This window comes from Phenylobacterium sp. (genome assembly GCF_035276905.1).
Lineage (GTDB): Bacteria > Pseudomonadota > Alphaproteobacteria > Caulobacterales > Caulobacteraceae > Phenylobacterium.
Genome location: NZ_DATELG010000066.1, coordinates 1 through 11269, shown reverse-complemented (window position 1 = coordinate 11269; position 11269 = coordinate 1). Strand labels below are relative to the sequence as shown.

11 protein-coding genes are annotated in these 11269 nt (G+C 71.4%); 8 read left to right on the top strand and 3 right to left on the bottom strand.

Annotated features, from left to right (window positions below; translation table 11 throughout):
* Positions 1 to 149: 149 nt before the first annotated feature.
* The 5 genes from rfbF to VJS38_RS02615 are packed head-to-tail and all read left to right on the top strand — an operon-like array spanning position 150 to position 4693.
* Positions 150 to 914, top strand: coding sequence for a glucose-1-phosphate cytidylyltransferase (rfbF, locus tag VJS38_RS02635; protein WP_324086600.1), 765 nt, complete (start codon positions 150 to 152; stop codon positions 912 to 914).
* Entirely contained in the window at positions 905 to 1978 is a 1074-nt protein-coding gene (rfbG, locus tag VJS38_RS02630; protein ID WP_324086599.1) for a CDP-glucose 4,6-dehydratase, read from the top strand. The genes rfbF and rfbG overlap by 10 nt, the downstream gene beginning before the upstream one ends.
* Entirely contained in the window at positions 1975 to 3231 is a 1257-nt protein-coding gene (locus VJS38_RS02625; RefSeq protein WP_324086598.1) for a class I SAM-dependent methyltransferase, read from the top strand. Before rfbG ends, VJS38_RS02625 begins: the two co-directional genes overlap by 4 nt.
* Entirely contained in the window at positions 3231 to 3764 is a 534-nt protein-coding gene (locus VJS38_RS02620; protein ID WP_324086597.1) for a dTDP-4-dehydrorhamnose 3,5-epimerase family protein, read from the top strand. The genes VJS38_RS02625 and VJS38_RS02620 overlap by 1 nt, the downstream gene beginning before the upstream one ends.
* Positions 3764 to 4693, top strand: a complete 930-nt coding sequence (locus VJS38_RS02615; protein ID WP_324086596.1) for an NAD-dependent epimerase/dehydratase family protein — start codon at positions 3764 to 3766, stop codon at positions 4691 to 4693. The genes VJS38_RS02620 and VJS38_RS02615 overlap by 1 nt, the downstream gene beginning before the upstream one ends.
* A gap of 15 nt (positions 4694 to 4708) precedes the next feature.
* Here VJS38_RS02615 and VJS38_RS02610 read toward each other — a convergent pair whose 3' ends face one another.
* Positions 4709 to 6991, bottom strand: a complete 2283-nt coding sequence (locus tag VJS38_RS02610; protein ID WP_324086595.1) for a tetratricopeptide repeat protein — start codon at positions 6989 to 6991, stop codon at positions 4709 to 4711.
* Positions 6992 to 7101: 110 nt separating this feature from the next.
* Positions 7102 to 7755: a sensor histidine kinase gene (locus tag VJS38_RS02605; RefSeq protein ID WP_324086594.1), complete on the bottom strand. Its 654-nt coding sequence runs from the start codon at positions 7753 to 7755 to the stop codon at positions 7102 to 7104.
* Between the two features lie 142 nt (positions 7756 to 7897).
* On the opposite strand from VJS38_RS02605, the gene VJS38_RS02600 reads away from it, so the two are divergent.
* The 3 genes from VJS38_RS02600 (at position 7898) to phoB (ending at position 10886) form a co-directional block, all read left to right on the top strand.
* On the top strand, positions 7898 to 9313 hold the full coding sequence (locus tag VJS38_RS02600) for a sensor histidine kinase (protein ID WP_324086593.1): 1416 nt from the start codon (positions 7898 to 7900) through the stop codon (positions 9311 to 9313).
* Positions 9314 to 9483: 170 nt separating this feature from the next.
* Positions 9484 to 10182: a phosphate signaling complex protein PhoU gene (gene phoU, locus VJS38_RS02595; RefSeq protein WP_324086592.1), complete on the top strand. Its 699-nt coding sequence runs from the start codon at positions 9484 to 9486 to the stop codon at positions 10180 to 10182.
* Between the two features lie 14 nt (positions 10183 to 10196).
* A complete protein-coding gene (phoB, locus tag VJS38_RS02590; RefSeq protein WP_324086591.1) occupies positions 10197 to 10886 on the top strand; it encodes a phosphate regulon transcriptional regulator PhoB in 690 nt (229 codons plus the stop codon).
* 52 nt (positions 10887 to 10938) lie between these two features.
* On the opposite strand, the gene VJS38_RS02585 is transcribed toward phoB, so the two are convergent.
* On the bottom strand, positions 10939 to 11269 hold a 331-nt coding region (locus VJS38_RS02585), incomplete at its 5' end, for a PEPxxWA-CTERM sorting domain-containing protein (protein WP_324086590.1).

Here is an 11269-nt window from a genome sequence, read left to right as displayed (position 1 = left end):
AGCTTCGCTGACAGCTCCCCCGCTTCGCGGTGGAGCATCTTCGGCCCAGATCCTCCACCGCGAAGCGGGGGAGGTGGATCGCCGAAGGCGAGACGGAGGGGGGCGCTGCGACGGTGAGGTCAGGCAGGGCGATCGGCGAGGGGCGAAGCATGAAGACGGTGATCCTCGCGGGCGGTCTGGGCACGCGCATCTCGGAGGAGAGCCACCTTCGGCCCAAGCCGATGATCGAGATCGGCGGCCGGCCGATCCTCTGGCACATCATGACGCACTACTCGCGTCACGGCTTCAACGACTTCATCATCTGCCTCGGATACCGGGGCTATATGATCAAGGAGTATTTCGCCAACTATGTGCTGCACAACGCCGACGTCACCGTCGACCTGGCCAAGGGGGCGATCGAGTACCACGAGACCAACCACGAGCCCTGGCGGGTGACGCTGGTGGAGACCGGCGAGCAGAGCATGACCGGCGGGCGGCTGAAGCGCGTGGCGCGTTATCTCGACCCGGCCGAGCCCTTTTTCCTGACCTACGGCGACGGCCTCTCCGACGTCGACCTGACGAAGTTGGCGGCCTTCCACCGGGCGCACGGCCGCGAGGCGACGGTCACCGCGGTGGCCCCGCCCGGCCGCTTCGGGGCGCTGGAGATCGAGGGCGGCCAAGTGCGGCGCTTCAGCGAGAAGCCGCCCGGCGACAACGCCCTGATCAACGGCGGCTTCTTCGTGCTCAATCCCAGCGTGCTGGCCCGCATCGCCGGCGACGCCACGGTCTGGGAGAACGAGCCGCTGGAGGGCCTGGCCCGCGACGGCCAGCTTAAGGCCTTCCGCCACGACGGCTTCTGGGCGGCGATGGACACCCTGCGCGACAAGAACCAGCTGGAGGCGCTCTGGGCCTCGGGCGCCGCGCCATGGCGGTGAACCCGGCCTTCTGGCGCGGCAAGCGCGTCCTCCTCACCGGCCAGACCGGGTTCAAGGGCGCCTGGGCGGCGATCTGGCTTTCGCGGATGGGGGCGAAGGTCACCGGCCTCGCCCTGCCGCCGGACCAGCAGCCCAGCCTCTTCGCGCTCGCCGGCGTCGATCGGCTGATCGCCTCGCGCCTGGTCGACCTGCGCGACCCCGACGGCGTCGCCGCGGAGCTGGAGGCGGAGGCCTTCGACCTCGTCCTGCACATGGCCGCCCAGCCGATCGTGCGCGCGGCGGTCGAGGACCCGATCACCACCTTTGCGACCAACGTCATGGGCACGGCGCACCTGCTGCAGGCGCTGCGTAGCCAGGCGGCGCTGCAGGCGGTGCTGGTGGTCACGACCGACAAGGTCTACGCCAACGCCGAGACCGGCCGGGCCTTCGTCGAGGACGACGCCCTGGGCGGCAAGGATCCCTATTCGGCCTCCAAGGCGGCGGCCGAGCTGGTCACCGCCAGCTTCGCCCGCAGCTACTTCGCCGCGGCCGGCGTGCCGGTGGCGACCGCCCGCGGCGGCAACGTCATCGGCGGCGGCGACTTCTCGCGCGACCGGCTGGTGGCCGACATCGTCCGCGCCGCGCGGGCGGGCGAAACCGTGGTGCTGCGCCATCCCGAGGCCACGCGACCCTGGCAGCACGTGCTGGACTGCCTGGCCGGCTACTTCACCTTCCTGCAGGCCCTGGCCGAGCGGCCGGATGCGCCGCGGGCGCTGAACTTCGGGCCCAGGCCCGGCGGGGCCGAAGTGTCCGTCGGCGTGCTGGCCCAGCTCGGCGTCGAGGCCCTGGGCGCCCAGCCCTGGCGGCACGAGCCCGACCCGGAGTCGCTGGAGGCGCGGGCGCTCGCGATCGACGCGGGCCTGGCGGCCACGGCGCTGGACTTCACCAGCCGGCTCGACGCGCCCCAGGCGGTGGCGCTGACCATGGACTGGTATCGCCGCCAGGCCGCCGGCGAGGCCGCTCTCGACTTGTGCCTGGAGGAGATCGAAGGCTACGAAGCGCGCCCCACGAGAGTCTTGGCATGAGCGATGCGCCCCCCTGCCGTTTCTGCCGGACGCCCCTGGTCCACACCTTCGTCGACCTGGGCGCCCAGCCGCTGGCCAACAGCAACCTGACGGCCGACCAGCTCGCCGCCGGGACCGAGCGGAGCTATCCGTTGCACGCCCGGGTCTGCGGGGCCTGCTTCCTGGTGCAGGTGGACGACGCGGTCCCGGCCGAGGCGATCTTCGACCAGGACTACGCCTACTTCTCGTCCTTCTCCTCAAGCTGGGTGGCCCACGCCAGGCGCTACGCCGAGGCGATGGCCGCGCGGCTGAACCTCGGCCCCGCCTCCCAGGTGGTCGAGATCGCCTCCAACGACGGCTACCTCCTGCAGCACTTCGTGGCCATGGGGGTCCCGGTGCTGGGGATCGAGCCCGCGGCCAACACCGCTAAGGCCGCCCGCGCCCGCGGCGTGGCCACCGAGGTCGCCTTCTTCAACGAAGCGACGGCGCTGGCGCTCGCCGGCCGCGGCGTGCGGGCCGACCTGATGGCGGCCAACAACGTGCTCGCCCACACGCCGGACATCTCGGGCTTCGTGGCGGGCTTTCGCCATGTGCTGAAGCCCGAAGGCGTGCTGACCTTCGAGTTCCCGCACCTCTTGAACCTGATCGAGCTGGTGCAGTTCGACACCATCTACCACGAGCATTACTCCTACCTGTCGCTGCTGGCGGTCGAGCGGGTGCTGCGGGCGAACGGGCTTCGGCCCTTCGACGTCGAGCTTCTGGCGACCCATGGCGGGTCGCTCAGGCTGTTCTGTTGCCACGAGGGCTCCGGGCGCGCCGAGACCGAGGCGCTGGCCGCCCTGCGCGCCCGCGAGGCCGCGGCGGGGCTTGCGAGGATCGAGACCTACCTGGACTTCACGCCGCAGGTGGAGGCGGTGCGCGACAGCTTCAGAAGCTACCTCGCCGCCGCCAGGGCCGAGGGCCGGCGGATCGCCGCCTATGGCGCCGCCGCCAAGGGCAACACCTTCCTGAACTACTGTGGGGCGAGCGCCGACGACATCGTCGCGACTTTCGACGCCAATCCGGCCAAGCAGGGCCGTTTCCTGCCGGGCACGCATTCGCCGATCCTTGCGCCGGAGAAGGTCCGCGCGGTACGTCCCGACGACGTCCTGATCCTGCCGTGGAACCTGAAGGACGAGATCATGGGCCAGCTGGCCTACATCGCCGAGTGGGGCGGCCGCTTCCTGGTCGCCTCGCCGCGGACGCAGGTCGTCAGAATTGGGGTCGTCGGCTGATGCGCTTCACGCCGACGGCGATCGCAGGCGTGGTCGTGGTCGACATCGAGCCGCGCACGGACGAACGCGGCGCTTTCGCCCGGCTGCACTGCCCGGGCGAGTTCGCCGCCGCCGGCCATCCGTTCGCGCCGGCCCAGACCAGCCTGTCGCGCAATCCGGCGGCCGGCACCCTGCGCGGCCTGCACTACCAGCCGGCGCCGCATGCGGAGACCAAGCTGGTGCGTTGCGTCCGTGGGCGGATCTTCGACGTGGCCGTCGATCTCCGGCCGGGCAGCCCCACCCATCGCCAGTGGACCGCGACCGAGCTTTGCGCCGAAAACGGCCGCGCCCTGCTGATCCCCGAAGGCGTGGCCCACGGCTTCCTGACGCTCGAGCCCGACAGCGACGTGCTCTACCAGATCGCGCCGATGCACCAGCCGGGGCGCGAGGCGGGCGTGCGCTGGGACGATCCCGCCTTCGCCATCGCCTGGCCGCGCGCCCCGGCGCTGATCTCGCCGCGCGATGCGGCCTATCCGGACTATGTGGGCGGCTGATGGGCGGGCTCGTCCTCCTCACCGGCGCCAGCTCCTTCACCGGCATGTGGATCGCCGAGGCGCTGGCGGCGGCCGGCTTCGAGGTGCTGGCCCCGGTGCTACGCGAGCGCGGCGACTACGATCCCGAGCGCGCCCGGCGCATCGCCCGCGTCGAACAGGTCGCCGACGTCGCCTACGCCTATCCGTTCGGCTCGCAGGCCTTCCTCGACCTGGTCCGCAGCCGGCCGGACATCGCGGCCCTCGCCCACCACGCCGCCGACGTGACCGGCTACCGCGATCCGGGCTTCGACTCCGCCGCCGCCTTCGGCCGCAACCTTGCGGGCGCGCCGCAGGCGCTGCGGCTGCTGGCGGGCCAGGGCTGCGGCGTCCTCATGGTCACCGGCACGGTGTTCGAGGCGGGCGAGGGCGGCGATCCCGCCGAGCCGCTGGCGGTCACGCCCTACGGCCTTTCCAAGACCCTGACCAACGTCGCCCTGCAGCACCACGCCGCCTGGATGGGCCTCAGGTTCGGCCGCTTCGTCATCCCCAGCCCCTACGGCGCCTTCGAACAGCAGCGGTCGTTCCCGGCCTATCTGTTCCGCAGCTGGTTCGCCGGCGAGACGCCGCTCGTGCGCACCCCGCTCTACCTGCGCGACCACCTGCCGGCGCCGCGGCTGGCGCGGGCCTATGCCGAACATCTGTCCGCGCTGCTGGCCGATCCGGCGACGCCCGCCGTCCGCCGGCCGAGCGGCTGGATCGCGACCCAGGGCGATTTCGCGCAGAAGGTCGCGGCGGAAGCCGGGCGGCGGCTCGGCCGGGACTGTCCGGTGGGTTGCGCCGAGCAGACAGAATTTCCGGAGCCGCTCCGGCGGGTGAACTGCGAGCCGGCGCCGGATCAGGACGAGGCGGCGTTCTGGGATGATTACGTGGAGTGGTACGCGGGGCGCTGAAGCCGAGCGCCCCCTTCAGCCCCCCTCAACCACCCCCGCCACCGCCGCGTAGAAGTCCCGCGCCCAGTCCTCAGTCCGCCCCAGCGGGCTCGCCTGCATGCGCGCGCGCATCCCGGCGCGCAGCTCGGCGATCCGCGCGGGATCGGCGGCAAGCTTCGCGGCGATCTCCACATATTCGTCGACGGTGCGGGCGCAGAGCTCCGGCAGGCCGAGGTTCATCAGGGTCGAGTAGCTCAGCCGCTCGAACAGGCTCTCGCCGACCAGGGTGACGCAGGGCGCGCCCATCCAGAGCGACTCGCAGGTGGTCGTGCCTCCGGTCTGCGGGAAGCAGTCGAGGCTGATGTCGATGCGGTTGTAGTGCGGCAGGTGCGCGCCGCGCACCGGCTCGAACAGGATGCGGTCGGCCGCCACCCCGCCGGCCTCGAAGAGCGCGCAGAGGTTGCGGCGGAACGAGGGGGCCGACCCCTCCGGGCGGATGAACAGGAATCGCGAATCGGGCGTCTCGCGCATCACCCGCGCCCAGGCGGCGGCGACGTGGGGGCTGTACTTCTGCGGATTGTTGGCGGTTCCGAAAGTGACGTAGCCGTTGCGGGCCACCGGCGGCTCGGCGGCGGCGGCCGGCTCGGGGCGGAAGTGGAACGCGCCCAGCGGATACCAGGCGTTCGGCAGCATCAGCGGCTTTTCCAGCATCAGCTCGCCCCGCGCGGGCATCACGTAAGGATCGACCAGCAGGTAGTCGATCGTCGACAGCCCGGCCGAGTGCGGATAGCCGAGCCAGCTCGCCTGACGGACCGCCGGGCGGTAGGCCATCACCTCCAGCTTGTTCATGTGCGTCGAGCCGCCGAGCTCGATCAGCATGTCGAGCTGGTCGTCGGCGATCAGCTGGGCGGCGTCGCGGGCGCTGATATCGGGGTTCCAGCGGAAGGCCTTCGACCGGGCGGCCATCGCAGCCTGCACGTCGTCCTCGGCGCCCTGGTAGTAGGAGTAGCAGTAGAGGTCGAAGCGCTCGTCGACGGTCTCGAACAGCGGCTTGGCGAAGTAGCCGACAGGATGGCGGCGCAGGTCCGACGACATCAGCCCCAGCCGGATCCGCCCGTCGCGCGGGCGGGGCTTGGGCCGGCGGATCGCCGTCTCGGCCGCCTGCGCCTCGACCTTGCGCCCCCAGATCCGGTGCTGCTCCAGAAGCTCCTCGCGGTCGCCCGGCGCCCCGACGGTGGAGAGCTGCTTCATCAGCGCCGCATGGCGGCCGCTCTCGGCCCAGCCGCGGCCGCGGCTCTTGAAGTCGCCGACCTGGGCCAGGGCCTCGAAGTCGGCGACCCGCTGCAGGACCTCGTAGAGCACCTTGCGGGCGCCGGGATCGACGATCGGCCGGCCTTCCGCCAGCAGCGCCCGCGCCAGCTGATAGGCCTCCTCGATGTTGGCCCCCTCGTCGCCGGTGCGGGTCCGCTCCAGGCCCTCGATCCGCACGATCCGATAGTCGAGGTTCTTCGGCTCCAGCTCGACCGCCCGCAGCAGATGGGCGTTGGCGCCCTGGCGGTCGTAGTCGCTGAGCGTCACGCCCAGCTGGTAGTGCAGCCAGCCGGCGTCGCCAAATTGCGGCAGCAGGCTGCGCAGGTAGGTCTCGGCGGCGCGCGCCTGGCCGGCGCGCCGGTAGATCACCGCCCGGGCCTCGACCAGGCGGGGATGCCCGGGGTTGGCCGCGAGCGCCTTGTCGAGCACGTCTTCGGCCTGTTTCGTACGGTGCAGCTCGTTGAGCGCGCCCGACAGGTCGAGCCAGGCGTCGATCAGGTCCTTCTGGATGGCGACCGCCTGGCGGAAGCGCACCAGCGCCGGGTCGGACCTGCCCTGCATCAACAGAGCCCGGCCGAGCTGGCGCTGCAGCTCGGCGTTGCGCGGCTCGCGGCGCACCAGCAGCGTCAGGCCCGCTTCGGCCTCGGCCCCCCGGCGCAGGTCCAAGAGCACGTTGCAGCGGTTCACCTGCAGCGCGGTCTGGGCGGGATCCAGGCGCGCCGCCGCCTCGAACACCGCCAGCGCCTCGTCCTGGCGGTTCAGCCGGCGCAGCAGCACGCCGCGCAGGTTGGCGATCTCGGTCTCGCGGGGGTGGCGCTCGGCGGCCTTCGCGGCCCAGCCGGCGCCTTCCTCGTAGCGACCGGCCTGGTAGAGCTGGAACAGCAAGGCGCGCCAGACCGGCGCAGGCCGGGCGGGGTCATCGTTCAGGGCCGCGCTCAGGTGCTCGATGGCCTCCGCTCCGCGGCCCGCGTTCAACGCCGCCTGCGCCGCCGCCAATCGATCGCTCATGCCTCAGAAGCTCCGCGCAGGCCCGCGCGCGGCGGGCGGAACGGCGGGAGCCTTAAGCCCCCTCGGGAGCGATGGCTAGGCCGCGCTGACGCCCGTGACGTCGGCGAGGATCATGCGGCGGTGACCACCGCCCGAAGGCCCGGCCCTGCGTCCTCGAACGCCACGACCTCCGCGATCTGCTGGGCCAGCAGCTTGACGATCGTCAGGCCGAAGCCCGCCTTCTCCGCCGCGGGCGGCAGGCCGGGCCCGCAGTCGGCGACCGTCAGCGAGAAGCCTTCGCCGCAGGGCCTCAAGGTCACGTTCGCTTGCGGCTCGCGTCCCGGCGGCGAGCCGTGGGTGAGGGCGTTGAGCGCCAGCTCGTTGACGATCAGCGCCGCCGGACAGGCCTTGATCGCGGCAAGCTCGACCGGGGCGAGGTCCAGCCGCACCGCCGCGCCCTCGCCGCGGGCGCTGGCCAGGGCCGCGAGGTGGTCGCGGACGAAGTGCGTGAGGTCGAATCGCTCCGGATCCTCGCCGTCGAGGATCTCGCGGTGCACCGCGGCGATCGCGGTGACGCGCTGGTGCATGGCCTTCAGCGCCTGCTGCGTCTCCGCCGCCGGCGAACGCCGGCTCATGAGCAGGAGCAGGGAGGAGACGAGCTGCAGGCTGTTCTTGGCCCGGTGATCGATCTCCCGCGTGCGCGCCCGCTCGCGCTCCAGCGCCGTCTGCAGCGCGTCCGCGGCCTGGGCGCCGCCCGGGTCATGCCTCTCGGAAAATTCGTTCATTCCCGTTGTGTCGCGTTCGTCCTGATTCTATCGCGCAACGACGCCTTGCGCCTTCGGGTTCCTGTGGTCTGGTGCGCCGCCTGTCATTGCCGTGACACACCCATGAGGATGCTCAAAGCTTTCCCCGGTTGGAGATTCGTGGTTGCCCGCTCCCGCCCATGACGCCCCCGTCGCCCAGCCGTCGCCCTGGCCGATCATCACGGCCGGCGCCGTCGGCGTGCTGGTGGTTGCGGCGCTCGTCCTGACCCAGGGCCTCGCCCCGCTGCTGGCGCTGGGCGCGATCGCCGCGGTCGCGACGGGGACCGCGATCTGCGTCTTCGCCGCCGATCGCTCGGGCGAGGCGGCGCGCTACCGCGCGCTGATGCGCGAGGCCGCCGAGCGGGCGGGGGAGCCGCCGCCGTTCGGCGTGCTGGTCAACGCCCTGCCGGACCCGATCCTGGTGATCTCCGCGACCGAGCCGCACGACCTGACCAGCCGGCGCTATGTGTTCGCCAACACCGCCGCGCGCGAGCTCCTGCGGATCGAGCGCGGCGAGGGCCTGCTGGTGAACGCCATCCGCGACCCCGACGTGCTCGACGCGGTGGACCGGGCGCTGTTCAACGGCGGCGAGGCGGAATGCCTCTACGAGCCGGGCGGCGCCCAGACCCACACCTTGCGCGCCTACGCCCGCCCGCTGGGGCTGGCGCTCGACGGCCGCCGGCTGGCGGTGCTGATGTTCCGCGACGAGACCGAGATCCGCCAGGTCGAGCGCACGCGCGCCGACTTCCTGGCCAACGCCAGCCATGAGCTGCGTACGCCGCTGGCCTCGCTGTCGGGCTTCATCGAGACCCTGCGCGGCCACGCCAAGAACGATCCCGGCGCGCAAGAGCGGTTCTTGTCGATCATGCAGGCCCAGGCCGGGCGCATGTCGCGGCTGGTCGACGACCTGATGTCGCTGTCGCGGATCGAGCTCGGCGAGCACATCGCCCCGGCGGCCCAGATCGACCTGGCGGCGTGCGTCTCCGACGTGCTCGACGCCTCGACCCCGATCGCCGAGCGGCGCGGGATCAAGCTGAAGATCAAGCTGCCGCGCAAAGGCTCCGCCCGCGCGCGCGGCGACCGCGACCAGATCCTGCAGGTGATCCAGAACCTAGTCGACAACGCCGTGAAATACTCGCCGGACGACGGCGTCGTCGAGGTGGCGCTGCAGGCGCAGCTGTCGCCCGAGGCGGCCAGCGCGCCCTATCGGCCGGGGACGGCGCGGCTGTCGCTGCTGGCGCCGGACATCCACGCCGAGACCTACGCCGCGCTCCGGGTCAGCGACCGCGGCGCGGGCATCCCGCGCGAGCACCTGCCGCGGCTGACGGAGCGCTTCTATCGCGTCGAAGGCCAGAAAAGCGGCGAGCGCTCCGGCTCCGGCCTGGGCCTCGCCATCGTCAAGCACATCGTCAACCGGCACCGTGGCGGCATGACCGTCGAGAGCGCGCCGGGCGAGGGGACGACCTTCACCGTCTACCTGCCGATGCAGCCTGCGCCGCGGGCGTCACAGTCCCCGGGCGTCGTCGCGAAAGTGTCATGACGTTGTTGCATACGCCAATCGCGCGAGAGCCCTGCCAGGTTGCGTTCAGACGCCGTCGGAAAGGGGGGACTCTCAAGCGAAAGGGGGCGACACTGTCGGTCCGGCCTGACTTGCCCCAAGTCGGCCCGGGGCAGGGTCGAGGGGCTTGAGCGCTGGAGAGCATCGCGCAAATGACCACCGAGCACACCGTCAAGTCCTACGAAGAAGAGCTGAACGCGCTCTCCGCGGAATGCGCGCGCATGGGCGGCCTGACCGAATCCCAGGTGGCCGACGCCATCAACGCCGTGGTCAAGCGCAACCAGGAGCTCGCCACCAACGTCGTCACCCGCGACGACCGCCTCGACCACGCCGAGCGCGACATCGAGCGCCGCGCGCTCAGGCTGATCGCGCTGCGCCAGCCGATGGCCGACGACCTGCGTCGGGCGGTGGCGTCGATGAAGATCGCCAACAACCTCGAGCGCTGCGGCGACCTGGCCAAGAACATCGCCAAGCGCACCCTGGTGATCATCGAATCCGATCCGCTGACCCCGCTGACGCGTTCGATCGACCGGATGGGCAAGCTGGTGGTCCAGCGTCTCACCACGGTGCTCGACGCCCACGCGCGGCAGGACCTGGAGCGGGCGATCGCCGTCTGGTCCCATGACGAGGACGTCGACGAGCATTACAACAGCCTGTTCCGCGAGCTGCTCACCTACATGATGAGCGATCCGCGGACGATCAATCCGTGCGCCCACCTGCTGTTCGTCGCCAAGAACCTGGAACGCATCGGCGATCACGCGACCAACATCGCCGAGATCATCCACTACCAGATCACCGGTGAGGACATGATCGCCCCGGTCCGTCCCAAGACCGACGCCTTCCGCGCCTGACCGGAGCCTGACACTTGCGGCCCACCATCCTGGTCGTCGAGGACGAGGACGCCCTGGCGACCCTCCTGCAGTACAATCTCGAGAAAGAGGGGTACTCGGTGCTGCTCGCCGGCGACGGCGAGGAGGCGCTGGTCTCGGTCGACGAGAAGCTGCCCGACCTCATCGTGCTCGACTGGATGCTGCCGAAGGTCTCGGGCATCGAGGTCTGCCGGCGGCTGCGCCAGAAGCCCGAGACGCGCAACGTGCCGATCATCATGATGACCGCCCGCGGCGAGGAGAGCGACCGCATCCGCGGGCTGGACACCGGCGCCGACGACTATGTGGTCAAGCCGATCTCGATGAGCGAGCTGGCGGCCCGCGTGCGCGCCGTGCTGCGCCGGCTGCGGCCGGGCCTGGCCGAGGACGAGGTGCGGATCGGCGACATCGTCATCGACCGCGTCGGCCACCGGGTGAAGCGCGCCGGCAAGGAGGTCCACCTGGGCCCCACCGAGTTCCGGCTGCTGGACTATCTGATGCGCCACCCGGGCCGGGTGCTGTCGCGCGAGCAGCTGCTGGACGCCGTCTGGGGCTCCGACGTCTATGTCGAGGCCCGCACGGTCGACGTCCACATCGGCCGCCTGCGCAAGGCGCTGAACGTACCTTCCACCGACGATCCGATCCGCACGGTCCGCGCCGCCGGCTACGCGCTGGACGTGGCGCGCTAGCGGCCGGAGGGAAGAGCGCGTCCCGTCCAGTGCGGAACGCGCTCGGATCGCCTCAGACCGCAGCGGCGCCCTGGCGACGGCGCGCGCGGAGCATGCCGCCGAGGCCGAAGAAGCCCGTCAGCATCATCGCCCAGGTCGCCGGCTCGGGGACGGCGATCGACTCCGCCACGTAGTTCGGCAGGTCGCCGTCCTGGAAGCCGAACACGTAGAACTGGTTCGGCCCCGCGGTTGCGGGCACGAAGTCGTTGTCGTTGGCGATGAACAGGGTGTGGTAGTTCTGGCCGTTGTAGGTGACGTCCTGGCCGAAGGTGATCCCCTCGATCTTGGCCGGGATCTGCGTGGGCTGGATCCCGAGGTTGGTCAGCGCGGTCACCAGGTCGATG